Consider the following 24,929-nt stretch of genomic DNA (forward strand, 5'->3'; position numbering starts at 1 on the left):
TTGACCGGATGGGATGCGCGGGCGGCATCGGGGAGTCTCGTGTTCATGAAGGAGATCACGAAAAGCGCAGCCCTGATCGCCGCCGCCTCCGGCATCGTCTTCGGTGTCGTCACGCCGCTCACCGCGTCCGCCGCCGAGGAGCCGCTCCAGTGGACCAGGTGCGCGGGCAGCGGCCTCGACCCCCGCCAGCAGTGCGCGACCCTCGAAGTCCCGATGGACTACGCCCACCCCGGTGGCCGGACGATCGACATCGCCGTCTCCCGCATCCCCGCCGAGAAACCGTCCGCCCGCCGGGGCGCCCTGCTGCTGATCGCCGGCGGCCCGGGCGGCACCAGCCTGGACGACCCCTCCGGCAAGGGGCAGAAGCTGCCGCAGGACGTGCGGGACGCCTACGACCTGATCGGATTCGCACCGCGCGGCAACGCGCCCTCCACCGCGGTCGGTTGCGGGCTCGACCACGCCGATCTGGCCCTGTCGAAGCTGCGCCCCTGGCCCGCCCCGGACGGCTCCGTCACCGAGAACATGACCACGGCCCGACGGGTGGCCGCCGCCTGCGCGGCGGGCGGCGGCGAGCTGATGCGCCACATCACCACCAAGGACAACGCCCGCGACATCGACCGCATCCGCGCTGCGCTCGGCGAACGCAGGCTGTCCGCGTGGGGCGTCTCGTACGGCACGTATGTCGGCGCCGCCTACAGCGAGATGTTCCCGCAGCGCACCGACCGCATCGTGCTGGACAGCAACGACAACCCCGACCCGGTCCGGGCGGAGCGGGCCTGGGTCGCCGCGTACGAGGTGGGCGTCGAGGACAACTTCCCCGAGTTCGCCAAGTGGGCGTCGGCGCCCGGCAACCCGTACCGCCTGGCCGACACGGCCGCCGAGATCCGCCCGCTCTTCCTCCGCCTGACCGCCCGCCTGGACCGCGAGCCGATCCCCTGGCCCGGCGCCAACCCGGAGGAACTGAACGGCAACGTACTGCGCCAGACGATGCTGGACAGCCTCGACGACCCCGACCAGTACCTCGCTCTGGCCAAGCTGATCGCAGCCGCCCTGAAGGGCATCGTCCCGCCCGCACCGGCAGCCCCGCCGGAGGCGGCCATGCAGAACCTCGTCGCGGTGAGCGCCGCCACCATCTGCAACGACGCCGCATGGCCGCGCGATGCCCTCACGTACCAGAAGGGCGTCGACGCCAGCCGCGCCAAGTACCCGCTGACCGCGGGCATGCCGAGGAACGCTCTGGTGTGCGCCGCCTGGCAGTGGCAGCCGAAGGAGACACCGGTACGGATCACCGATCGGGGCCCTTCCAACATCCTGCTCGTCCAGAACAAGCGCGACGTCGCCACCCCGCTGAGCGGCGCCCTCAAGCTCCGCAAGGCGCTCGGCCGCCGCGCCGTCATGGTCATCAACGACGCCACCGGCCACGAGGCGTATCTCGCCAACGGCACCAGGTGCGGCGACGAGACGGTCTCACGCTTCCTGGCGACGGGCGAGCGACCGCGGCAGGACCTCTACTGCCGCTGACCACACCCCGCCCTACCGCAGCTCCGGCCGCCCGGACCGCCCCGCCCCTCCTGATCGCCGACCCGGACCTTCCTCTCCATCTGGCGGACGCCGTAGAGGGCCGCTGGCAACAGCACCGGCCAGTACCAGGAGCCGGTAAGAACGGTCAGGACGAGTCCGCCGACCCCGGCCGCCGGAAGCACCGCACTCGCCAGGGCGGCCGTCCTCCCAGTCCGGGGCGGGCAGGTCGATGAAGAGGTCACGCAGATCCGACTGCGAGACCGCCCGGTACGCCACGTCGATGCGGCTTGGGCAGCGCCCTCTCATCGGGCCGACGACCGGGCGACGGGTCTGTCTACGGTGTCTGGCGCACGCAGGCCGCCCTCCCGTACTGACGCGCCAGCAGGCGAAACGCCTCCTTCGGCTCCCAGTGCCAGCCCGAGCGGGGGTCGTCGGGGCGGTCCTTGATGGTCTTCGTGATGCTGTAGCTCGCCATGTCGAGGTCGTAGCGCGGGTTGTCGGTGCGGTGCGGGGCGTCCGGGGTGACGAACTCGAAGGCCATCGCCGCGTACAGGCCCATCGACTCGAAGACGTCCAGCAGGTCGGCCAGGTAGGCGGCTTGGGTGTGTTCGCTGCGGACGAGGTGGCCCTTGATCTCCTGCGGGTCCTTGTCGTAGTCGACGACGTTCCAGCCCATGCCGCCCGCCTCCGGGGCGCCGACGTAGGTGCAGGTCCCGAACTCGGTGATGGCGAGGGGTTTGCCCCAGCGCAGGTACTTCCTCAACTCCCGGACATAGTCGGTGTGTTGGTGGAAGTACGAGTAGTAGTCGATGCCCACGATGTCGAAGAGCCGCCAGTCCACCTCGTCGTCCTGGGCGGCGGCATAGCTGAGGTTGCCGTGGAAGACGGAACGGCCGACCGCCGCCGCCTTCGCCGTGAAGCGGTCGAGGCGGCGCTGCATCTTCACGGGATCGAAGTTGCCGTTCAGCATGTTCCGTACGCGGTCCAGAACCGTCTCCCCCGGCACGATCCCGGGCACGAGCAGCCAGAACTCGCAGCCCACGCTGAAGTCGACACTCGCGCCCTGCCGCCGCAGCCGCTCCGCGAACCGTCCGCACTCCGCCAGGTGCTCCAGGGTGTCGCGCTGCGGGGCGTCCGCGAGGGTCGGCTGGAGCCATACGTGCAGCCCCCGTTCGGCGGCCTCGGCGGCGGTGGCGGTGAGGCGTTCGACGCCGTCGCCGGTGACGTCGACGGTGTCGGCGTGCAGCCGGTCGCGGATGGCGCGGATGTCCCGGCGCATTCGGGCTGCGCTCCACGCGGTCCCCGGGGTCTCGCCCTCGCCGACGGTGTAGACGACGCCGCGGTGCCGCAGGCCACGGCCGCTCGCTGCGGCCGGGCGGGACGGCAGCACTGCCGCCGACAGACCGAGGGCCGCCGCCCCCGCCAGGAACTGTGCCCGATTGATCCCCTTCGTCTTCTCCATGCCCCTCACTGTGGCGAAACCGGGCCCGCCCGGCCGTCCGCCGATGGTCTACGGCCGGGCAACCAAGGGATGACGTACGGCGTCGGTCACTGAAGAGATCGACACCCCGTACCGAGCGAAGGAGACCAAGATCTTAGGCCGACGTACCCTGCTCACCGCAGGCACCGCCACCGCCGCCGCGCTCCTCACCGGCGCACCCGCCCACGCCGCCGCCGTCGACCGCCTGCGCGAGCTGGAACAGCAACACGGCGCCCGCCTGGGCGTGTTCGCACACAACGTCCGTACGAAGCAGACCGTCGAGCACCGCGCCGACGAACTCTTCCCCGTCTGCTCGCTCTTCAAGACCCTGGCCGCCGCGGCCGTTCTGCGCGATCTGGACCGGCACGGCGAGGTCCTCGCGCGGCGCATCCACTACACGGAGGCCGACCTCGTCGACGGCTCGGACCGGACCAGGGAACACCTGGCCGAGGGCATGACGGTCGCCGAACTCGCCGACGTGGCCATCCGCTACAGCGACAACACCGCCGGCAACCTGCTGCTGCGCGAGCTGGGCGGCCCCACCGCGATCACCCGGTTCGCCCGCTCCATCGGCGACCCGGTGACCCGCCTCGACCGCTGGGAGACCGACCTCAACTCGGCGGAACCGTGGCGGATCACCGACACGACGACCCCGCGCGCGATCGGGCGCTCGTACGCCCGCCTGGTCCTCGGCCACGTCCTCGACCGCCGGGACCGCGCCCTCCTCACCCACTGGCTGCTGGGCAACACCACCAGCGGCAACCGCTTCCGCGCCGGGCTGCCCAAGACATGGACGGTCGCCGACAAGACCGGCGGCGGCTCATACGGCGCGAACAACAACGTCGGCATCGCATGGACGCCCGACGGCACGCCGATCGTGCTCGCCGTGCAGGTGACCAAGCCGGACCAGGACGCGGAGCTGGACAACCCGCTCATCGCGGGGACGGCGGCCTTCCTGGCGGACAGCCTGGGCTGAGCGCCCTGCTGATTTGCGGCTCCGCCGCGGGGCCGCAATGCCGTCCATTGTCTGCGACTCCGTTGTGGCTGGTCGCTCCCCCACTCTCGACTTCGCTCGAGCAGGGGGACCCCCATCGCGGCGGAGCCGCAGATCGGACACAGCCCCGCGCCCCTTTTGGGCGCGGTTGAACCCGCACCGGACTCCGCCCACCCTGCTCAGAACCTCCGCACGTACCGCTTCTGCCACGGCGTCTCCACGGCCCGCCGGTCGTAGTGCGCGCGCACATACGCCACCGCCTCCTCGGCCGGTACGCCGTCCAGCACCGCCAGACAGGCCAGTGCCGTGCCGGTCCGGCCGCGGCCGCCCCCGCAGACGATCTCGACGCGCTCGTCCGCCGTCCGCTCCCAGGCCTCCGCCAGCGCGGCGCGGGCGGCCGGGCGGTCGGCGGGAAGGCGGAAGTCGGGCCAGCGGATCCAGGTGAACTCCCAGGGAACGGGCGGGGGTTGTCTGCCGAGGAGGTAGAGGGCGTACGAGGGCGTGGGCGTCCCCGGGGCGAGGGGGTGCCGTAGTCCGCGGCCGCGGACCAGCCGGCCCGACGGCAGTCGCAGCACTCCGGGGTCCGCGGGATGCCAGGTGTCCGTCATCGGGTCAGCGTACGGGCCTCGATGCCGCGGAAGTGGTGTGCCATCGCCCGCTGGGCACCCTCGGCGTCCCCGGCGCGCAGGGCCGTCACGATGTCCCGGTGGCGGCGCACCGTCACCTCGGGCGCCGGGTCGTCCGTCCAGCCGCGGGCGCCCGCGACCCTGCGGAACACGGTCCAGAAGGCGCCGAGCAGCTGGGGCACGAACGCGTTGCCCAGGGAGGCGTAGAGCAACTCGTGGAACTCGCGGTCGAGTTCGGGAAACGGGCGCTGCGCCCGGACCGCCGCCTCCATCCGGGCCACCACCGCTTCCAGCACGTCCAGCTCCGCCTCGGTGACCGTCCCCGCGATCCGCCGGACCAGGCCCTCCTCCAGCACCTCCCGCACCTGGAGGATCTCGGCGAGCGCCCCGGTGTCGTCGTCGTGCCGGGCGAGGGTGCGGAAGGTGAGACCGTCGACGAGGGGCGCCAGGGAGGCCTGGCCGACATACGTGCCGTAGCCGTGTCTGATCTCCACGATGTCCAGCGCCTGAAGCGCCTTGAGGGCCTCGCGCACGGAGTTGCGGCTGACGCCGAGGTCCTCCATCAGCTCGGCCTCGGTGGGCAGCGGGGCGCCGGGCCCGAGCCTGCGGTCGAGGATCAGCTGCACGACCTCGCGCCGTATCCGGCTGTTCCTCGACTCCGCGGACATGCGCCGCATCGTACGCGCGCCGGACGTCCCACGTCCCATGTCCGGCGGTGACATGCGCCAACTCCCGCCATTTCATACCGCCATTGGGCCGACCTCTGGCAGCTACGCCATTCGTGTGCGGGCCCTTGACCGCCCCCGGAGCGCCTCTTATGGTCGCGGCTGACGCAGGACGTAGGACGTCGTATCTCCTCACTCCCGATGGAACTCTCCGCTGGAGGAACCGTGCATCGCCGGACCTTCCTGAAGTACACCGGCGCGCTGGGTGCGGCCACCGCCGTCTCCGCGTCGCTGTCGGCCTGTTCGTCCGGGCCCCAGTCCACCAACGACACCGGCGGCGGGGGCGGCAAGGACCGCACGCTGACGGCGGTCATCGGCTACGGCAACGACGGCACCTGGGATCCCACCCAGACCGCGTCCGCCTTCTGCATGGCCGCCAACAACCACATCTACGAGGGTCTGCTCGACACCGACCCGATCTCCCGCAAGCCGTACGCCGCGCTCGCGACCTCGGCGCCCAAGGACCTCGACACCACCTCCTGGAAGTTCACCCTGCGTGCGGGCGCGAAGTTCCACGACGGGAAGCCCGTCACCGCCGACGACGTCGTCTTCGTGTTCGACCGGATCCTCGACCCGAAGACGCAGACGCTCGCCAAGGGCTTCTTCGCGAGCTGGCTGAAGGAGGTCCGGAAGATCGACGCGCAGAACGTCGAGCTGGTGCTCAAGTTCCCCTTCCCGGACGGGCTCTCCCGGCTCACCCTCGCGAAGATCATGCCGAAGCACGTCTTCTCGAAGCCGGGCGCCTGGGACAAGGCCATCACGGGTCTCGCGATCGGCTCCGGGCCGTACCGGCAGTCCGCACACCACCCGAAGTCGAACACCACCTTCGAGGCGTTCGCCGACTACAACGGCCCGCGTCCGGCGGCCTTCAAGAAGATGAACTGGCTGACGATCGTGGACGCCGCCCCGCGCGTCGCCAGGATCTCCGGCTCCAGCGCGGGCGCGCAGATCTCCGACAACGTCCCCTACGCCAACATCGAGCAGCTCGAGAGCGGCGGGCTGACGGTCGCGGGCGGGGCCGGGATGAACAACCTGTTCCTGATGTTCAACACGAGGCACAAGCCCTTCGACGACGTACGGGTGCGGCAGGCGCTGCACTACGCCGTCGACACCGAGAAGATGGTGCAGGTCGCGCTGAAGGGGCACGGGAAGCCGTCTTCCTCGTTCCTGAACGAGGGCAACCCCAGCTACCGGCGGGCGAAGACCGTCTACGACTACGACCCCGAGAAGGCGAAGGCCCTGCTGAAGGCGGCCGGGGTCAGGAACCTCAGTATCAACATCCTTGCCGTGAACGTGAGTTGGATCGTCGACTGCCTGCCGACCATCAAGGCGTCCTGGGACGCGATCGGGGTCCGTACGACCCTCTCGCCGCAGGAGACCACCGCCGTCTTCACCAAGATGGACCAGAAGCAGGACTACCAGGTCGTCGCCGCGGCCTCGAACCCCAACCAGTTCGGCCTCGACGCCGACCTGATCATGCACTACAACTACGGCCCCACCAACCTCTGGATGCAGTACACGCGCTGGGCCGACAACCCGGTCGCCAAGCAGCTCTTCAAGGACATGGACCGGGCCACCCAGGAGGCCGACCCGGCGAAGAAGAAGGCGATGATCCAGGACTACATCGACGTCGTCGCCGAACAGGCCGTCCTCTACCCGGTCGTCCACAACGAGCTGATGACCGCCTGGGACCCGAAGAAACTCACCGGCATAAGGGCACAGCCGTATCCCGGCATCAACCTGCTCCAGGCCAAGTGGGTCTAGCTCCATGGTCGCGGTCCTCCGCATCCTGCTCCGCCGTATCGCCCTGCTGGTGCCGCTGATGCTCGGCATCGTGCTGTTCGTGTTCCTGGTGATGCGCTTCTCGGACGTCGACCCGGCGTCCGCGTTCTTCCAGGGCGCCAACCCCACCCCGCAGCAGCTGCACGATTTCCGCGAGCAGAACGGTCTGCTCGACCCGCTGCCCGTGCGCTACGTCCACTTCGTCGGCGACCTCCTCCACGGCGACATGGGCACCAGCGCCCTGACCCGCGCCCCCGTCGTCGACCAGGTCACCACCGCGCTGCCGCTCACCCTCCAGCTCACCTTCCTGGGCCTCGGCATCGCGGTGGTGCTGTCCCTGGCCGGCGGGGTGACGGCGGCCATCTACCGGGACCGGCTGCCCGACCAGGTCATCCGCGTCGTCTCGCTCACCGGCGTCGCGGCCCCCGGCTTCTGGCTGGCACTGCTGATGATCCAGTACCTGGCGGTCGACCAGGGCTGGTTCCCGACGGGCGGCTACATCAACCCGGCCGACTCCTTCACCGGCTGGCTGAAGACCATGACCCTGCCCGCCCTCGCCCTGTCACTGCCGGTGGCGGCCCAACTCACCCGTATCGTCCGCACCTCGGTGGTGGAGGAGCTGGACAAGGACTACGTCCGCACGGCGATCGGCAGCGGACTGCCGCCCCGCGTGGTGGTCGGCCGCAACGTGCTGCGCAACGCCCTCATCAACCCGCTCACCGTGCTGGGCCTGCGCGTCGGGTATCTGCTCGGCGGTGCGGTCGTCATCGAGACGATCTTCTCGCTGCCCGGCATGGGCAAGCTGATGATCGACGCGGTGAAGAACGGCGACCCGGCCGTCGTCCAGGGCGTGGTCCTGACCACCGCGACCGGCTTCGTCGTGGTCAACCTCGTCATCGACGTCCTCTACCTGCTGGTCAACCCGCGACTGAGGGACACGACCGCATGATCTCCCAGTTCACGCAGTTCACGCGCAAGAGCCTCACCGAGGCACTGTCCCGTCCCGGCGTCCGCCTGCGCGGCTGGCGCCGGCTGCCGCCGCTGTCAAAGGTCGCGGTCTGCTTCCTGGCCATCGTCGTACTGGTGGCCCTGCTGGCGCCCCTGCTCGCGCCGGACGACCCGCTCGACCAGCAGGCGCCCGCCGACGGCACCGGGCACCCGTCCGCCGGGCACTGGATGGGCCAGGACAGCCTCGGCCGGGACATCCTCAGCCGGCTGATGTACGGCGCCCGCTGGTCGCTCGCGATCGGCCTCGGCGCGACGGCCCTCGCGCTGGTGGTGGGGGCGCTGATCGGCGCGGTCGCGGCCACCTCCCGCAAGGGGGTCGACGAGACGCTGATGCGCTGCCTGGACGTGGTGATGGCGTTCCCGGGCATCGCGCTCGCGGCCGTCCTGGTCGCCGTGTTCGGCGGTGGCATTACCGTGCTGATCTGCGCGATCGCGTTTCTGTTCATGCCGCCGGTGGCGAGGGTCGTACGGGCGAACGTCCTCGACCAGTACGGCGAGGACTATGTGACGGCGGAACGGGTGATCGGCGCCCGGACCCCGCACATCGTGCTGAAGCACGTCGCCGTCAACTGCGCCGCTCCTGTTCTGGTGTTCTGCACGGTGCAGGTCGCCGAGGCCATCGTCTTCGAGGCGTCGCTGTCCTTCATCGGTGCGGGGGTTCGTCCCCCGGACCCGTCCTGGGGAAGTGTCATCGCCGACGGCAAGGACATGGTGCTGACCGGCGGCTGGTGGGCCACGGTCTTCCCGGGCCTGCTGATGCTGGTCACCGTGCTGTCGCTGAACATCCTGTCGGAGGGCGTGTCGGACGCCTGGGCGGCCCCGCCGGCCCGGGAGGTCGACGTACGCGAGGACGACGACCGGCTGGAGGCCGCGGAACCCGGCAGCGGCGAGGTGCTGCAACTGCCGGGGCTGAACGCGGCGGCCGCACGGCTGCGCTCCCGGGCCCGGCCTCTCCCCCGGGGCGGACAACCGGTCCTGGCGGTCGAGAACCTCGCCATCGGCTTCGAGGGCCGGCACGGCGGGGTCGACATCGTCGACGGCATCAGCTTCGAGGTGCACCCCGGTGAGGTCCTGGGCCTGGTGGGCGAGTCGGGCTGCGGAAAGTCGCTGACGGCACTCGCGGTCATGGGCCTGGCGCCGAAGGGCGCCCGCATCCGCGGCCAAGTACGCTTCAACCAGCGGGAGTTGCTGGCAGAACCGATGAAGGTACGGCGCCGGCTCCTCGGCCACGAAATGGCGATAATCTACCAGGACGCACTGTCGTCCCTCAACCCCGCGATGACGATCCGCGCCCAGCTCAAACAGGTCGTACGGCGCGGAGGCCGCCGTACCCCCGCCGAGCTGCTGGCGATGGTCGGCCTCGACCCCGAGCGCACCCTGCGCAGCTACCCGCACGAACTCTCCGGCGGCCAGCGCCAGCGCGTCCTGATCGCCATGGCCCTGTCTCGCGACCCGAAGCTGATCGTCGCCGACGAACCGACGACGGCGCTGGACGTGACGGTCCAGGCGCAGGTCATAGAGCTGCTGCTGCGGCTGCGCGAGGAGCTGGGCTTCGCGCTGATCCTCGTCTCGCACGACCTGGCGCTGGTCGCGGACGTCACCGACCGGGTGGTGGTGATGTACGGCGGACAGATCGTGGAGACGGGCGTGACCGCCGATCTGGTGGAGGCGCCGGCCCATCACTACACGCGCGGCCTGCTCGGCAGCGTGCTCTCGCTGGAGTCGGCGGCCGAGCGCATGACGCAGATCCGGGGCGTGGTCCCGTCCCCCGCGGACTTCCCGACGGGCTGCCGTTTCGCCGACCGCTGCCCGCTCGCCACCGACCTCTGCCGCGCCACCCCACCCGACCTGCTGGGCACGCCGACACACACGGCGGCCTGTCATCACCCGGCGGTCGAACTGGTGACATCGGAACCGGAGGCGGTGCAGTGAACGCGATGAACGCGATCGTCGAGCTGTCCGACGCCCATGTCGTCCACAAGGCGCGCAGCGGCGGCCTGTTCACCCGGGACAGGGTGTACGCGCTGACCGGCGCCGATCTCACGATCGCACCCGGCGAGACGGTCGGCGTCGTCGGCGAGTCGGGATGCGGCAAGTCGACGCTGGCGAAGGTACTGGTGGGCGTGGTGCGGCCGACCACCGGCACGGTGTCCTTCCAGGGCCGCGACCTGTGGTCGATGCCGCCGGCCGAACGCAGGGCGGCCGTCGGCGGCAGCACCGGGATGATCTTCCAGGACCCGTCGACGGCTCTGAACCGCCGACTGCCGGTGCGGCAGATCCTGCGGGACCCCCTGGACGTGCACGAGCGGGGAACGAAACCCCAACGCGAAGCCCGTGTACGGGAGTTGATGTCCCTGGTCGGCCTCCCCCGAGCCCTGGCCCACGCGCTGCCCGGCCAGCTGTCGGGCGGTCAGCGCCAGCGAGTGGCGATCGCGCGGGCGCTGGCACTGGACCCGGACCTGGTGGTGGCGGACGAGCCGACGAGCGCCCTGGACGTCTCGGTCCGCGCCCAGATCCTCAACCTCCTCCTGGACCTGAAGGAACGACTGAACCTGGCCCTGGTCTTCGTCTCGCACGACATCCAGACGGTACGGCGGATGAGCGACCGCGTGATCACCATGTACCTCGGCCGGATCGTCGAGGAGTCCCCGGCCGCGGACGTCACGGACCGCGCGCGGCACCCGTACACCCGTGCCCTGTTCTCGGCGACCCCGGGTCTCCTGGACCCCATCGATCCGATCCCCCTCACCGGCCCGGTCCCGTCGGCGACGCGCCCGCCGAGCGGCTGCCCGTTCCGCACGCGCTGCTGGAAGGCGGACGAGGTGTGCGCGGCGGATATGCCGGACTTTTCGGTGGTGTCGGCCACGTCGGACGCGGGGCACCGTTTCCGCTGCCACCATCCTGTGCAGGAGGACGATTCGAACCGCGACCTCGTACGTCAGAACCACCCCAGTCACCCCAGGGAGCCTTGATGACCCTCTCCGCCCCGCTGACCGGTGTCGTCCCGCCCGTCTGCACGCCCCTGACACCGGACCGCGAGGTGGACGTCCCCTCCCTGCTCAGGCTGGTCGACCACCTGGTCGGGGGCGGGGTGCATGGCCTGTTCGTACTGGGGTCGTCGTCGGAGGCGGCGTATCTGCGGGACGGGCAGCGCAAGCTGGTGGTGGAGTCGGTGGTGGCTCATGTGGCCGGTCAACTGCCCGTCCTGGCAGGGGCGATCGACATGACGACGCCGAGGGTGCTGGATCATGTGGCGGCGGTGACGGGTGCGGGGGCGGATGCGGTGGTGGTGACGGCGCCGTTCTATGCGGGCACGCACCCGGCGGAGATCGCGCGCCACTACCGACTGATCGCTGCCGCGTCGCCGGTGCCGGTCGTCGCCTACGACATCCCGGCCGCCGTCCACACGAAGCTGCCCGCGGACGTCGTCCTCGAACTGGCCGCCGACGGCGTGCTCGCGGGCCTCAAGGACTCCAGCGGCGATCTGGCGGGCTTCCGCGAGGTCGTCAGCGGCGCGCGCAACCGGTCCGACATCACCGGTTTCAGTGTCCTGACCGGCTCGGAACTGGTCGTCGACGCGGCACTTGCGATGGGGGCGGACGGGGCGGTGCCCGGGCTCGCCAATGTCGACCCCCATGGGTACGTCCGCCTGGACGGGCTGTGCCGCTCGGGGGACCGGGAGCGGGCTCGGGCGGAGCAGGAGCGGTTGTGTGCGCTGTTCGGGATGGTGCGGGTGGGGGACCCCGGGCGGATGGGCGGCAGTTCGTCGGCCCTCGGAGCCTTCAAGGCTGCGCTGCACCTCCGGGGCGTGATCGACTGTGCGGCGACTGCGGAGCCGCAGGTGCCGCTGTCGCCGGACGAGGTGGAGCGGGTGGGGAAGTTCCTGGCGACGGCTGGCCTGCTGTAGGGGCCCGCGGCGGAGCCGCTGATGGATGCAGTCGCCCCCGGATTTGGCGCAGCCATTCTCAGCCCGTCCGGCGTTTGAGGACGAGGCCGTTCAGGCCGAAAGCGGGGGGTCTGGGGGCGCAGCCCCCAGGTACGGGACGGGTAGGGGCGGCGGGGGCGAGAAACCTCTACCCGAGGTCCGACACCGGCAGCCTGCGGAACTCGATCGTCTCGTACGGCCCCGACACCCCCGTCTCGTACAGCAACCCCACCGTGGCCCGGTCGAGCTGCACCAGGTCGGAGTATGCGGCCGGAGACGCCGACACCGTCAGCACCTTCGTGAACGTCTCCCCACCGTCCTCACTCCGCCAGACCGCCATCATCCGCCGGGAGGTCGGCACGGACGGCCCCGAGAACAGCAACGGAGGCTTCCAGCCGGCGAGTTGGAGCACGCTCCCCTGGACCACCGGGACGTCGTTCAGTGCGGGCTGTACCGCATACGGCCGCTCCAGGGACTCCCCACCGTCACCGGAGTACGTGTCGAGCCGGTTGCCGACACTCGCCCCGTTCTGGTCCCGCGCACTGAAGTACAGCCTGCCGTCGGGAAGTTGAGCGGCAGAGGACTCGTTCGCGTTCTCCAAGCCGTCGTACGAGGAGTCCACGAACCCCAGCCGCCAGCTGCGCCCCCCGTCGTCGCTGTAGATGGCGTGCGCGCCGTAGTACCTGGCCTCCTGACCCGTGTCGGGCGAACCGGCGGGCGGCGCCGCGGAGTGGTTGGCGGGGACGACCAGACGGCCGGCGTGCGGGCCGTGGGTCAGTGCGACCGCGTGGCCCGGCCCGGTCGCATACCAGCGCCAGCCCGCCGGCTTCACCTCGTCCGTGATGTCCCGCGGCGGCGTGAAGTGCCGCCCGTCGTCCCGGCTGCGCTGCACGAACACCCGCCGGCTCTGCTGAGGCGTGACCTCGCCGCGCATTATCTGCGCCTCGGTGACAGCGCCGCTGTTGTAGGAGGTCAGCAGGACGACCGCACCGGTGCGCGGGTCGACGACGGGGGCGGGGTTGCCCCGGGTGTCCCCGTCCCCGGCGGCCACCACGTGCAGCGGACCCCAGGTGCAGCCCCCGTCGCCGGAGCGTCTGAGGACGACGTCGATGTTCCCGGTGTCCCCGGCGCCGTTGTGGCGGCCCTCGGCGAAGGCCAGCACCGTGCCGCGGCCGGTCGTGACCGTCGCCGGGATGCGGTAGGTGTCGTAGCCGCCCTCGCCCGAGACGTACGGGACGGAGGACGTGCAGCCGGTGGAGGCGTGGGCCGGCGCGAGGGCCGTGAGCGGGGTGAGGAGCACGGTGGCTGCGAAGAGGGTGCGGCTCAGGAAGGTCACCGTCAGATCGTTCCCGGAGTGACCAGTCCCGACTCGTAGGCCACGATGACCAGCTGCGCTCGGTCCCGCGCCCCCAGCTTCCCCATGATCCGGCTGACATGGGTCTTCGCTGTCAGCGGGCTCAGTCCCAACGCCTCGCCGACCTCTGTGTTGTTGAGCCCGCGCGCCAGCAGGGTCAGCACCTGCCGCTCCCGGTCGGAGAGGCATTCCGGCCCGCCGGTCACGGGCGCCGACGGGCTGCGCAGGAACCGCTCGATCAGCCGTGCCGTCGGGCCCGGTGACAGCAGTGACTCTCCGGCGGCCACCGTGCGGATCGCGTCGAGGAGTTCGGCCGGCCGGGTGTCCTTCACCAGGAATCCGGAGGCCCCCGCCCGCAGCGCATCCACGATGTTCTCGTCGGTGTCGTAGGTGGTGAGGACCAGGACCCGGACGTCCGCCAGGTCGTCGTCGGCGGCGATCAGCCGGGTCGCCTCGATGCCGTCCAGGTCCGGCATACGGATGTCCATCACCACCAGGTCGGGGCGCGCGCCGCGGACCAGCTCCACCGCCTCCCGGCCGGTGCCTGCCTGTCCGACGACCTCCATGTCCCGCGCCGACTCGACGAGCATGGCGAACGCGGCCCGTACCAGGGTCTGGTCGTCGGCCAGCAGTACGCGGATGGTCATCCGTTGATCTCCCCCGTGGTCGTCAGCGGCAGTACGGCCGTCACCTCGAAACCGCCCTCCGCCCGCGGCCCGGCGTCGAGTGTGCCACCCACACTGCGGGCCCGCTCCCCCATGCCGACCAGCCCGAAGCCGGGTGCCGTGCCGGGAGTGGGTCCGGTGCCGTCGTCGGTGACGGACACGTGCAGGGCGGCTTGCTCCTCGTACAGATCGACGCGTACGGCCGGTTCGGGGCCGGCGTGCCGTACCGCGTTGGTCAGCGCCTCCTGCACGATGCGGTACGCGGCGGCGCCGACGGCGGGCGGGGCGTGCCGTGCCCGCACCGTCTGCTCGACGCGCGCGCCCGCGAGCCGTGCCGTCTCCACCAGGTCGGGCAGGCCGTCGAGGCCGGGGAGCGGGCCGCGGCCGTCCGTGCAGTCGTTCTCGCGGAGCACCTCCAGCGTCGTCCGCACCTCTCCGCGCGCCGTCCGGCACGTCTGAGCGATGTCGTCCAGAGCCTTCGCCACGGTCTCCCTGTCCAGACGCTCGGGGTCGGCGGCCAGGACGTGCGCGGCCACCGACGTCTGCACGCCGATGAGGGTGATGGTGTGGGCGAGCAGGTCGTGCAGGTCGCGGGCGATGCGCAGACGTTCCTCGGCGACCCGGCGGCGGGCCTCCTCCTCGCGGGTGCGTTCGGCGCGCTCGGCGCGCTCGACGATCGCGGCCACGTACTGCCGGTAGAAGCGGACGTCGACGCCGCAGAAGAGCGTGGCGATCACCCAGCCGGAGACGCGGAGGAGTTCGAGGCCCTGGTGGTAGTCGACGGCGAACATCGCGGTCACCGTGACGCCGAGGACGGCGACGGCGGTCAGCACGGTCCGCAGCGGGCGGCCGGTGACGGCGACCGTGTACAGCGCGACGCAGGTGGCGGCCACGGGCGCACCGTGGTTGTTGTCCAGCGCGTGGTACGGCGCGACCAGCGCCACCACCGCCGCCAGCACGAGCAGCGGGTGGCGGCGGCGCCAGACGATCGGCACGTACGCGGCGAGCAGTAGCGTCCAGCCGAGCGCGTCGGGGCGGTCGTGCGGGGCGGTGAACAGCGCCAGGGCCACCCCCGCCGCGGCCAGGACCGCGGCGAGGATCGCGTCGTTGCGGGTGCCGTGCGGGGCGGTGCGGGGGTCGCGGTTGACCACCGCCATGATCCGCTCGCCCCGGAGGGATGCCGTCACTGTCGTCGTCTCCTTCACGTCCTTCACGTCGTTCATCTTCCGGGCTTCACTGAGGTTTGCCTCGCGATGTCCCCGCCGGTCACGCTCGCCGGCCTGCTTTTCTGATGGGGTCCGGGGGCCCGCGGCGAAGCCGCTGATGTCACGGCCCCGGGAAAATGCATCACACCGTCTCCGGCTGCCGTTCCACCCGCACCGGCTCCGGCGCCCGCGACAGCCGCCCCGGCCACCACACCCGGCGCTTCAGCAGCACGCTCGCCGTCGTCACCAGGTACGTCCGTACGAGGAAGGTGTCCAGCAGCACGCCCACCGCGATCACGAACCCGAGCTCGACCAGCGCCACCAGCGGCAGCGTGCCGAGCACCGCGAAGGTCGCGGCGAGTACGACACCCGCGGAGGCGATGACCCCGCCGGTGGTGCGCAGGGCGATGAGCGCCGCCGTCTCGGGTTCGGCACCCGCGACGGACTCCTCGCGCATGCGGTGCATGAGGAAGATGCCGTAGTCGACGCCGAGGGCCACCAGGAAGACGAAGGACAACAGGCCAAGGCCCGAGTCCGTGCCCGCGAAGCCCAGCACCGGCGCGAACACCAGCCCGCCGATCCCGAGGGCCGCGCCCCACACCGCGACCACCGCGACGAGCAGCATCAGCGGCGCGATCAGGCTCCGTAGCAGGCCTACGAGGATCACGAACACGGCGGCCAGAACCAGCGGCACGACGACCTCGCGGTCCCTCGCCTGGCTGTCGGTCAGGTCGAGCTGCTGGGCGCTGGGCCCGCCGACGTAGGTGCCGTAGGTGTCGTCGAGCCCGGCGCGCAGGGCCTCGATGGTGCGGGTCTCCCCCTTCGATTCGGGGGCCGCGGTGGCGTAGACGGAGATCTCCGTCCAGCCGGAGCCGGTGCGGCCGGTCGTCGCCTGGGCGACCCCGTCGGTCGTGCGGGCCTCGGCCAGGACGGCGTCGGCCTTGGCGGTGGGGGCGATGACGGTGATGGGCTGGCTGCTGCGCTCCGGGTAGGCGCGAGCCAGGGTCTGGCTCGCGGAGATCGACTCGGGTTTCGCGGTGAAGGAGTCCTCCTGCTTGAGGGTGCCCGGGAGGTTCAGGGCACCCAGCGCGAGTGCGCCGAGGAGCACGGCACCTCCGGCAAGTACGACGACCGGGCGGCGCGTGGCCGAGTTGCCCATCGCCGCGAACAGCGACCGCCGCGCCTTGGGCTCGCTGCCGAAGGCCGGGATCAGCGGCCAGAAGACGCGGCGGCCGAGGAGGACCAGCAGGGCGGGCAGCAGGGTGATCATCGCTGCGAGGGCGGCGAGCACGCCCACCATGCCGACCGGGCCCATGCCGCGGCTGCTGTTGAGGTCGGCGGCGAGCAGGCACAGCAGCCCGGCCGCAACGGTGCCGGAGGAGGCGAGGATCGCCGGGCCGCAGCCGCGCAGGGCCGCGCGCATGGCGTCGTACGGGCGCTCGTGGCGCCGTAGCTCCTCGCGGTAGCGGGAGACGATCAGCAGCGCGTAGTCGGTGCCCGCGCCCAGCACGAGGACCGTCATCACGCCGCCGCTCTGGCCGGTGACGGTGACGCCGAACACCGCATGCAGGCCGTACGCGGCGGCCATCGCCATGCCCGCCGCGACCCCGGCGACGACCAGCGGCATCAGCCACAGGAACGGGCTGCGGTAGATGAGGATCAGCAGGGCGGTGACGACGCCGAGGGTGGCGTAGAGCAGGGTGCCGTCGATGGAGCCGAACACCTTGCTCATGTCGGTCTGGAGGCCGCCGGGTCCGCCGACCTCGACGCTGAGTCCCGCGCCGCCGTTCGCGAGGTCGCGCACGCCGTCGACGAAGGCGTCCCGTGCCTTGTCGTCCTGGCCCGGCTGCGTGCTGGAGACCGGGTACATGAGGGTGGTGCCGTCGCGGGAGGGGACCGCCTTCGCAGTGCCGGTGAGCTGGTACGTGGTCCCTATCTCGGCGACCTGTGCACTCGCCTTCTGCTTGTCGGCGGCGGTGAGGCCGCCGTCGCGGTGGTAGACGAGCACCAGGTCGGTGGCCTCCCCGCCAGGCAACTGGTCCTGGATACGGGCCACTTGGGTGGAGTCGGCGCTGTCCGGCAGGTAGTCCACGGACCGGTTCTGCTGGATGTCGGAGAACTTTCCTGCGAACGGTCCGGCGAGCACGAGCGCGGCCAGCCACAGGCCGAGCACCACCCAGGGCACAGCACGCCGTCCCCGTGTTCCTGTCCTTGCGGCCCCCATGAACGGGCCTCCCTCCGGTCGGATGTCTGGGTCGGTTCCAGACTCCCGGCGCGCGGGGGACGGTTCGTCGGGCGTGAGGGCGAGTTGCGGGGTACTGCCGGGGGTGGCGCAGCCACCGGATTACTCCCGGGGGAGTACTGCGGACGCCGGTGGCTGCCCATCGCCGGGGACATCGCCCTGGCCGTCGGGCTGCTCGTCCTCGACGCCATCGGAACCGTCGTCGCCTTGCTGATAGGCATCGATTACAGCGGCTGGCAGTCCTTCGATCCCAGGGCGGACAACTCCGACATCCATCTCACGCCCAACTGGCTCTATGTGGGCATCGCCGGCGGCCTCATTCTGCTGACCGCCGCACTGCTGTACCGGCTTCGCGCCGTCGTCAGCACCTGTCTTCAGGTGCTCGTCGCCGTCACCGTGATGCTCATCGCCGTGGCCGGCGCGCAGTTCGACGAGGAGCACGGTGCCCGCGCCGATGCGTCCGTATCCGCTGCGAGTCCGGGTCTATGACGGCGTCCGCGCCGCCGCCAGCAGCCTCGTCACGTCGTCCGAGCAGATCGTCAGTGCCGCGCCCACCGTGGACAGGACGTCGCGTTCGGCGGGGGTGTACGGGCCGTCCGCGAGGGCGATGCGGGCGCCCTGCAGCAGGATCGACTCGCGGCCGACCGGGGCGAGGTGCGGGGCCAGCGGGTCCAGGGCCTCGTGCAGCTCTATGGCGAGTCCGGCGCCGCAGGACTGGCCGTAGGCCCGGCCGCTGTCCGCGGCCAGCGCCTCGACGAGCGCGTTCAGCTGCTCCTCGGTGCAGTCGTCGAAGCCGGCCGCGCGGACCGTGCTCGCGGCGGCCTCCAGGGCCGTACGGGAACAGGTGCCGCCCGCGGCCAGCACCGCGAGCGCGACGGTGTGGACGGCGTCGCGGAGCATCGCCGAGAAGCGGGTGGTGGTCGGGTGGTCTAGGACGTCCGTGCCGAAGTGGCGGCGGCAGGCGGCGCATTCGACGACCGGCGCGGTCTCGCCGCGCGGCAGCACGGGCACCCCGAGCAGGATGAAGCGGCGGTGGCCGGTCAGCCGCTGGTAGTTGCGGTCGCCTCCGCAGCCCGGGCAGAAGAACTCGCCGTCTCCGACGGGTGTCCACGCGGTGCGGGTACCAAGAAGGCGCGCAGGCCTGGCGGCTCGGCCGTTTCGTCCCCGTACTGGCAGCACGTCGCACCTCCGTAACGCCGCGGCAACATCGTCGCGGTGCCCGTGATGTTAGCCACATCAATGAGGCGTAGTCAGCACCCTGGACGAGACCTCTCCGTGACCTCCACGAACAGATGGCCGATAAGCGACGGGGCCCTGATCGCCGTATACGACAATCAGGGCCCCGAAATGCCCGGTCAGAAGCGTCAGCGGGTCGCGCGGTTCACCGCGGAGACGACCGCCTTCAGCGACGCACGCGTCGTGTTCGCGTCGATGCCGATTCCCCACAGGACCTTGCCGTCGATCGCGCATTCGATGTAGGAGGCGGCCTGCGCGGAGGCGCCCTCGCTCATCGTGTGCTCCTGGTAGTCCAGCAGGCGGGCGTCCACGCCCACCTTCTGCAGGGCGTCGAAGAAGGCCGAGATCGGACCGTTGCCGGTACCGGTCAGGACGGTGTCCTCGCCGTCGACCGTGGCCTCGACGCGGAGGGTGTCCACGCCGTCGGTGTCGGTCGTCGACTGGCCGTTCTTGACCTGAATACGGCCCCACGGGTTCTCGGGGTTCGGCAGGTACTCGTCCTGGAAGGTCGCCCAGATGTCGCCGCCGGTGACCTCGCCGCCCTCGGCGTCCGTCTTGGCCTGGATGATCTTCGAGAACTCGATCTGCATCCGGCGCGGCAGGTCCAGCTTGTGGTCGTTCTTCAGGACGTAGGCGATGCCGCCCTTGCCGGACTGCGAGTTGACGCGGATGACGGCCTCGTAGGAGCGGCCGACGTCCTTCGGGTCGATGGGCAGGTACGGGACGGCCCACTCGATGTCGTCGACGGTGACGCCCTTGGCGGCCGCGTCGGCCTCCATCGCGTCGAAGCCCTTCTTGATGGCGTCCTGGTGGGAGCCGGAGAAGGACGTGTAGACCAGGTCGCCCACGTACGGGTGGCGCGGGTGGACCTCCATCTGGTTGCAGTACTCCCACGTACGACGGATCTCGTCGATGTCGGAGAAGTCGATCTGCGGGTCGACGCCCTGGGAGAACAGGTTCATGCCCAGGGTGACCAGGTCGACGTTGCCGGTGCGCTCGCCCTGTCCGAACAGGCAGCCCTCGACGCGGTCGGCGCCGGCCATCAGCGCCAGCTCGGCGGCGGCGACGGCCGTGCCGCGGTCGTTGTGCGGGTGGATCGACAGGCAGACGTGCTCGCGGCGGGACAGGTTGCGGCCCATCCACTCGAAGCGGTCGGCGTGGGTCGACGGGGTCGAACGCTCAACGGTGGCGGGCAGGTTGAGGATGATCTCGCGGCCCGGACCGGGCTGCCAGACGTCCATGACCGCCTCGCAGACCTCCAGCGCGAAGTCCAGCTCGGTGTCGGTGAAGATCTCGGGGCTGTACTGGTAGCCGAACTCCGTCTCCGGGCCCAGCAGCTTCTCGGCGTACTCCATGACCAGGCGCGTGCCGTCGACGGCGATCTGCTTGATCTGGTCCTTGGAGCCGCGGAACACGACCCGGCGGAAGACGGGCGCGGTGGCGTTGTACAGGTGGACGTTGGCGCGCTTGGCGCCCTTCAGCGACTCGACGGTCCGCTCGATCAGGTCCTCGCGGGCCTGGGTCAGTACGGAGATGGTGACGTCGTCGGGGATGGCCCCGGGCTCTTCGATGATCGACCGTACGAAATCGAAGTCCGTCTGGCCGGAGGCGGGGAAGCCGACCTCGATCTCCTTGTAGCCCATCTTGACCAGCTGGTCGAACATCCGGCGCTTGCGCTCGGGCGACATCGGGTCGATCAGGGCCTGGTTGCCGTCACGCAGGTCGGTCGACAGCCAACGGGGGGCCTGGGTGATCCGCTTCTCGGGCCAGGTGCGGTCGGGGATGTCGACCTGCTCGTACCGGCCGTACTTGTGGATCGGCATGGTGCTGGGCTGCTGGCGGTTCGCCATGATGACTCGGGCTCCTCAGGGTGTCCGGAAGGACGGCCGACGACGCAACGCCAAGCTCCGCGGGGAGGGAGTCGACCTGAATTACAGGCCCTCGCCGCGGCAGCTAAGAAGAAGCAGCCCGAAACGCATGATGCGAAGCATGCTAGCCGAGCCCCTTCGGATGCGGGGCGCCGTATCAGTATGCGGGACCCGGAGGATGAATGGGACAAAAAGTGCGCCATACCACTTCGTCACGGAGCGTGCGCTTCCCTGTCCGCATATTTCACCAATCATGGTTGCGGGTAGTGACACCGGCATAACTCAGTGCAAGGGTGCCGGGCATGACGACCAACGGGGGCTTCGAGCCCGTCTTCTGCACCGTCGTACCGCCACACGTCCTGGACAAGCTGGCACGGAACGACGACCCCGCACTATCCGGTCCCGCCCAGCGCACCCTGATGCGCGACAGCGAGCTGCGCGGCAGGCGCCGCGTCACCACCGAGTTCGGCCTCGCGGCCGCGCCGTCGGCGAAGGCACCGTCGGACCAGCCGCTGCGCACCATCTACGACGCCGGACACGGGACCGACCTGCCCGGCAGGAAGGTGCGCGCCGAGGGTGCCGAACCGGGCAAGGACGCCACGGTCAACCGCGCCTACGCGGGCCTCGGCGCCACCTTCGACCTCTACCTCAAGGCCTACCAGCGCCACTCGATCGACGGCGACGGCCTGCCCCTGGACGCCAGCGTCCACTTCGACCACGACTACAACAACGCCTTCTGGAACGGCGAGCAGATGGTGTTCGGCGACGGCGACGGCGAGATCTTCCTCGACTTCACCATCCCGATCGACGTCATCGGCCACGAGCTGACCCACGGCGTCACCCAGCACACCGCGAACCTCACGTACTACGGCCAGCCGGGCGCCCTCAACGAGTCGATGTCCGACGTCTTCGGCTCGCTCATCAAGCAGTACACGCTCGGCCAGACCGCCGCCGAGGCCGACTGGCTGATCGGCGCGGGCCTGCTCGCCCCGAGCGTGACCGGCAAGGCCCTGCGCTCCATGAAGGAACCGGGCACGGCGTACGACGACGACGTGCTCGGCAAGGACCCGCAGCCCGCGACCATGGACGACTACGTCCGCACCGGCCGCGACAACGGCGGCGTCCACATCAACTCCGGTATCCCCAACCACGCGTTCTATCTGGTCGCCTCCGCGCTCGGCGGCCATGCCTGGGAGAAGGCGGGACAGATCTGGTACGACGTCCTGACCGGCGGCGAGCTGTCCTCGCAGGCGCTGTTCAACGACTTCGCGAAGCTCACGGTGGCGGCGGCGAAGGCCCGCTTCAACGAGGGCGAGGAGCTCCAGGCCGTACAGAAGGCGTGGGAACAGGTCGGGGTGCGGATCCTGTGACCGCGTACTAGACAGGGACCCATGCGTATTCAGGTGAGGCGTACGGGTGGGTTCGCGGGCATCGAGCGTCATGCCGAGGTGGACACCTCGGGCCGGCCCGACGCCCAGGAGTGGCACGCCCTGGCCGAACGCGCTCTCGCGTCCGGCCGGGGCACGCCTCCCATCGGGGTTCCGGACGGCTTCAGCTACCAGATCACGGTGGACGGGAAGACGGTGTACGCGGCCGATCCCCGGCTCACGGAGGAGCAGCGCGAACTGATCAGCCGGGTACTGAAGGAAGGGGCGTAACCGGCAGTTCACGCCTGGCCGTTGACTTCCGTTACCGCCGGTAAGGATGATCCGGCCCATGGCTTCTGATGCAGGCAATCCGATACCCCGCTTCCCGGCCGGCTTCCTGTGGGGCGTGTCGACCTCGGCCCACCAGATCGAGGGCGCTGTGGACGAGCGCGAGCCGTCCGTGTGGGACGCCTTCACGGCCGAGCCGGGACGGGTGAAGGACGGCTCGACCGCGGCGGTGGCCTGCGACCACTACCACCGCTACCGCGAGGACGTGGCGCTCCTGGCCGACCTCGGCGTGGACGCGTACCGCTTCTCCGTCTCCTGGCCGCGGGTGCGCTCCGCGGGCGGCCTCGACTTCTACGACCGTCTCGTCGACGAGCTGTGCGCGGTGGGCGTACGACCGGCACCGACCCTCTTCCACTGGGACCTCCCGCTGGGCATGGACTGGCTGGAGCGGGACACGGCGTCGCGTTTCGCGGAGTACGTGTCGGTGGTGGCAGACCGGCTCGGCGACCGCGTACAGAAGTGGATCACCGTCAACGAGCCTGCGGAGCACACGTTGTTGGGGCATGCCCTCGGTGCTCACGCGCCCGGCAAGCAGCTGCTCTTCGACGCGCTGCCGGTGGCCCACCACCAGCTGCTGGCCCACGGTCTGGCCGTACGGGCCCTGCGCGCGTCCGGCGCCACCGACATCGGGATCGCCAACTCACACGGGCCGACCTGGCCGGCGTCCGAGGAGAGCGCGGACGTGGAGGCGGCGGGCTTCTACGATCTGCTGCTGAACCGCCTGTTCGCCGACCCGCTGCTGCTCGGCCAGTACCCGGAGGGCATCGGGGAGTTGATGCCGGGCGACGTCGAGTCCGACCTGAAGGTCATCGCGGAACCGCTCGACTGGTACGGCATCAACTACTACGCGCCGACCCGGGTGGGCGCCCCGCAGGGCGAGGACATCGAGTTCGGCGGGCTGACCATCCCGGCCGAACTCCCCTTCTCGGTACGGCAGATCGAGGGCGTCCCGGTGACGGACTTCGGCTGGCCCGTGGTCCCCGAGGGCCTGACCGAGCTGCTCACCGGCTTCCGCGAGCGCTACGGCGACCGCCTCCCGCCCGTCGTCATCACCGAGAACGGCTGCTCCTACCCGGGCCTCGACGACCAGGAGCGGATCGCCTATCTGGACGGCCATCTCCGGGCCCTGCACAAGGCCGTCGAGGCGGGCGTGGACGTGCGCGGTTACTTCGTGTGGTCGCTGCTGGACAACTTCGAGTGGGCCGAGGGGTACGAGCGCCGGTTCGGGCTGGTGCACGTCGACTTCGAGACGCAGCTGAGGACGCCGAAGTCGTCGTACGGCTGGTTCCGGGATGTGCTGCGGGCGCAGAGATGACCGCCACCCGGCCCACCGAGGCACTCGCCGAGCCCGTCGAACGGGTCGGCCGCGGCTGGACGGCCGCTCTCTCGCTCGCCAACGGGGCGATCTGGGTGGGCTGGTACGGCCCCCTGCAGATCCTGCTGGCCTCCCAGGCGAAGGACTTCGCGCCGGGCTCCGGCATGTCCAAGGAGACGATGCTGGCCTGGGTGACGGGGGCCGGGGCGGCGGTGTCCCTGGTCGCCAACCCGCTCTTCGGCGCCCTCTCGGACCGGACGACGTCCCGCCGGGGCCGCCGTACGCCGTGGATCGTGGCCGGGTCGGCAGGCGGCGCGCTGTCGTTGCTGCTGCTCGCGGGCGCGGGCGGGGTGTGGACCATGGCGGCCGGCTGGTGTCTGGTCCAGCTGACGCTGAACGCGGCGTTCGCGGCGGTGACGGCGGCGGTGCCGGACCGTGTGCCGCGGCTCCAACGGGGCTCGGTGGGCGGCTGGCTGGGGGCCGCGCAGATCCTGGGCGTGGTCGGCGGCACGGGGCTCGCGACGGCGGCCGGGGGCGTGGGGGCCGGCTATGCGGCGTGCGCGGTGTTCACGGTGGTGGGGGTGGTGCCGTACGTCCTGCGGTACGAGGACCTGCGACTGGCGGTGGCGGACCGGCCGGCGTGGTCGTGGCGCGGCTTCCTTGCCGGGTTCTGGCTGAGCCCGCGCCGGTTTCCGGACCTCGGCTGGGCCTGGCTGACCCGCTTCCTGATCAACCTCAGCAACGCGCTGGTGCTGCTGTACCTGCTGTACTACCTGCGCGATCGCCTGCACTACGGCGACCCCGACCAGGGCGTGCTGATCCTGACGGCGGTGAACGGGGTGACGCTGCTCGCCACGGTCGTGGTGGGCGGGGTGTGGTCGGACCGGGTGGGGCGGCGCAAGCCGTTCGTGATCTGGTCCGGCGTGCTGATGGCGGTGGCGACTGCGGCGCTGGCGGGCTGGCAGACCTGGCCGGGCGCGATCGTCGCGGCGGCGGTGCTCGGGGTCGGCTTCGGCGTCTTCACCTCGGTCGACTTCGCGCTGATGACGGACGTACTGCCGAAGGCGCTGGACCGCGGCAAGGACCTCGGCGTGATCAACGTGGCCAATGCCCTGCCGCAGGTCGCGGCACCCGCCCTCGCCGCGCCGATCGTGACGTATCTCGGCGGCTACCGGGTGCTGTACCTGGTGTCGGCGGTGATCGGGTTGGCGGGGGCGGTGCTGGTGGGGCGGATCAGAGGGGTGGACTGAAGCGTCCACCGGGATCCG

At 70.8% G+C, this 24,929-nt stretch carries 21 protein-coding genes; 12 read left to right on the forward strand and 9 right to left on the reverse strand.

The window, feature by feature from the left end:
* Positions 1-45: 45 nt before the first annotated feature.
* On the forward strand, positions 46-1,521 hold the full coding sequence (locus tag EDD92_RS16370) for an alpha/beta hydrolase (protein WP_123965008.1): 1,476 nt from the start codon (positions 46-48) through the stop codon (positions 1,519-1,521).
* A 334-nt stretch (positions 1,522-1,855) separates the two neighbouring features.
* Here EDD92_RS16370 and EDD92_RS16375 read toward each other — a convergent pair whose 3' ends face one another.
* On the reverse strand, positions 1,856-2,983 hold the full coding sequence (locus EDD92_RS16375; RefSeq protein ID WP_123965009.1) for an abortive phage infection protein: 1,128 nt from the start codon (positions 2,981-2,983) through the stop codon (positions 1,856-1,858).
* A 262-nt stretch (positions 2,984-3,245) separates the two neighbouring features.
* On the opposite strand from EDD92_RS16375, the gene bla reads away from it, so the two are divergent.
* Positions 3,246-3,977: a class A beta-lactamase gene (gene bla / locus EDD92_RS16380; RefSeq protein ID WP_260326551.1), complete on the forward strand. Its 732-nt coding sequence runs from the start codon at positions 3,246-3,248 to the stop codon at positions 3,975-3,977.
* A 197-nt stretch (positions 3,978-4,174) separates the two neighbouring features.
* Here the strand turns inward: bla and EDD92_RS16385 are convergent, their stop codons facing one another.
* On the reverse strand, positions 4,175-4,603 hold the full coding sequence (locus EDD92_RS16385; protein ID WP_123965011.1) for a protein-tyrosine phosphatase family protein: 429 nt from the start codon (positions 4,601-4,603) through the stop codon (positions 4,175-4,177).
* The gene (locus EDD92_RS16390) at positions 4,600-5,298 is read right to left on the reverse strand and encodes a FadR/GntR family transcriptional regulator (RefSeq protein ID WP_123970416.1); all 699 of its coding nucleotides are present in this window, start codon (positions 5,296-5,298) and stop codon (positions 4,600-4,602) included. The genes EDD92_RS16385 and EDD92_RS16390 overlap by 4 nt, the downstream gene beginning before the upstream one ends.
* 189 nt (positions 5,299-5,487) lie before the next feature.
* On the opposite strand from EDD92_RS16390, the gene EDD92_RS16395 reads away from it, so the two are divergent.
* Genes EDD92_RS16395 through EDD92_RS16415 form a run of 5 tightly spaced genes read left to right on the forward strand, consistent with a single transcriptional unit; the run spans position 5,488 to position 12,043 of the window.
* Complete coding sequence (locus tag EDD92_RS16395) at positions 5,488-7,110, forward strand: ABC transporter substrate-binding protein (protein ID WP_123965012.1); 1,623 nt, start codon at positions 5,488-5,490, stop codon at positions 7,108-7,110.
* Positions 7,111-7,114: 4 nt separating this feature from the next.
* Positions 7,115-8,077: an ABC transporter permease gene (locus EDD92_RS16400; protein WP_123965013.1), complete on the forward strand. Its 963-nt coding sequence runs from the start codon at positions 7,115-7,117 to the stop codon at positions 8,075-8,077.
* Positions 8,074-10,068, forward strand: coding sequence for a dipeptide/oligopeptide/nickel ABC transporter permease/ATP-binding protein (locus EDD92_RS16405; RefSeq protein ID WP_123965014.1), 1,995 nt, complete (start codon positions 8,074-8,076; stop codon positions 10,066-10,068). Before EDD92_RS16400 ends, EDD92_RS16405 begins: the two co-directional genes overlap by 4 nt.
* Positions 10,069-10,073: 5 nt before the next feature.
* On the forward strand, positions 10,074-11,108 hold the full coding sequence (locus EDD92_RS16410) for an ABC transporter ATP-binding protein (protein ID WP_123965015.1): 1,035 nt from the start codon (positions 10,074-10,076) through the stop codon (positions 11,106-11,108).
* Entirely contained in the window at positions 11,108-12,043 is a 936-nt protein-coding gene (locus tag EDD92_RS16415) for a dihydrodipicolinate synthase family protein (RefSeq protein ID WP_123965016.1), read from the forward strand. The genes EDD92_RS16410 and EDD92_RS16415 overlap by 1 nt, the downstream gene beginning before the upstream one ends.
* 166 nt (positions 12,044-12,209) lie before the next feature.
* Here the strand turns inward: EDD92_RS16415 and EDD92_RS16420 are convergent, their stop codons facing one another.
* The 4 genes from EDD92_RS16420 to EDD92_RS16435 all read right to left on the reverse strand — a co-directional run bounded on the left by EDD92_RS16420 (position 12,210) and on the right by EDD92_RS16435 (position 17,509).
* A complete protein-coding gene (locus tag EDD92_RS16420; protein WP_123965017.1) occupies positions 12,210-13,397 on the reverse strand; it encodes an exo-alpha-sialidase in 1,188 nt (395 codons plus the stop codon).
* Between the two features lie 2 nt (positions 13,398-13,399).
* A complete protein-coding gene (locus EDD92_RS16425) occupies positions 13,400-14,062 on the reverse strand; it encodes a response regulator transcription factor (RefSeq protein WP_123965018.1) in 663 nt (220 codons plus the stop codon).
* The gene (locus EDD92_RS16430; RefSeq protein ID WP_123965019.1) at positions 14,059-15,303 is read right to left on the reverse strand and encodes a sensor histidine kinase; all 1,245 of its coding nucleotides are present in this window, start codon (positions 15,301-15,303) and stop codon (positions 14,059-14,061) included. The genes EDD92_RS16425 and EDD92_RS16430 overlap by 4 nt, the downstream gene beginning before the upstream one ends.
* Positions 15,304-15,427: 124 nt before the next feature.
* Positions 15,428-17,509: an MMPL family transporter gene (locus EDD92_RS16435; protein WP_123965020.1), complete on the reverse strand. Its 2,082-nt coding sequence runs from the start codon at positions 17,507-17,509 to the stop codon at positions 15,428-15,430.
* An 84-nt stretch (positions 17,510-17,593) separates the two neighbouring features.
* Here EDD92_RS16435 and EDD92_RS16440 point away from each other — a divergent pair, with 84 nt between their 5' ends.
* Positions 17,594-18,016 carry a DUF6234 family protein gene (locus tag EDD92_RS16440; RefSeq protein WP_123965021.1) on the forward strand — a complete coding sequence of 141 codons (423 nt, stop codon included), beginning with the start codon at positions 17,594-17,596 and terminating at the stop codon, positions 18,014-18,016.
* Here the strand turns inward: EDD92_RS16440 and EDD92_RS16445 are convergent.
* Entirely contained in the window at positions 18,011-18,706 is a 696-nt protein-coding gene (locus EDD92_RS16445; RefSeq protein WP_123965022.1) for a TerB family tellurite resistance protein, read from the reverse strand. The genes EDD92_RS16440 and EDD92_RS16445 overlap by 6 nt on opposite strands.
* Positions 18,707-18,891: 185 nt before the next feature.
* A complete protein-coding gene (gene leuA / locus EDD92_RS16450; RefSeq protein WP_123965023.1) occupies positions 18,892-20,613 on the reverse strand; it encodes a 2-isopropylmalate synthase in 1,722 nt (573 codons plus the stop codon).
* A 320-nt stretch (positions 20,614-20,933) separates the two neighbouring features.
* Between leuA and EDD92_RS16460 the strand changes: the two genes are divergently transcribed.
* From EDD92_RS16460 to EDD92_RS16475, 4 genes are read left to right on the forward strand one after another with little or no spacing between them, the layout of a single operon-like run.
* Entirely contained in the window at positions 20,934-22,001 is a 1,068-nt protein-coding gene (locus tag EDD92_RS16460) for a M4 family metallopeptidase (protein ID WP_123965024.1), read from the forward strand.
* A 21-nt stretch (positions 22,002-22,022) separates the two neighbouring features.
* Complete coding sequence (locus EDD92_RS16465; RefSeq protein WP_123965025.1) at positions 22,023-22,289, forward strand: protealysin inhibitor emfourin; 267 nt, start codon at positions 22,023-22,025, stop codon at positions 22,287-22,289.
* A 58-nt stretch (positions 22,290-22,347) separates the two neighbouring features.
* The gene (locus EDD92_RS16470; RefSeq protein WP_123965026.1) at positions 22,348-23,661 is read left to right on the forward strand and encodes a GH1 family beta-glucosidase; all 1,314 of its coding nucleotides are present in this window, start codon (positions 22,348-22,350) and stop codon (positions 23,659-23,661) included.
* Positions 23,658-24,911, forward strand: a complete 1,254-nt coding sequence (locus tag EDD92_RS16475) for an MFS transporter (RefSeq protein WP_123965027.1) — start codon at positions 23,658-23,660, stop codon at positions 24,909-24,911. Before EDD92_RS16470 ends, EDD92_RS16475 begins: the two co-directional genes overlap by 4 nt.
* The last annotated feature ends 18 nt before the right edge of the window (positions 24,912-24,929 follow it).

The sequence above is a fragment of the Streptomyces sp. TLI_185 genome, from assembly GCF_003814765.1.
Lineage (GTDB): Bacteria > Actinomycetota > Actinomycetes > Streptomycetales > Streptomycetaceae > Streptomyces.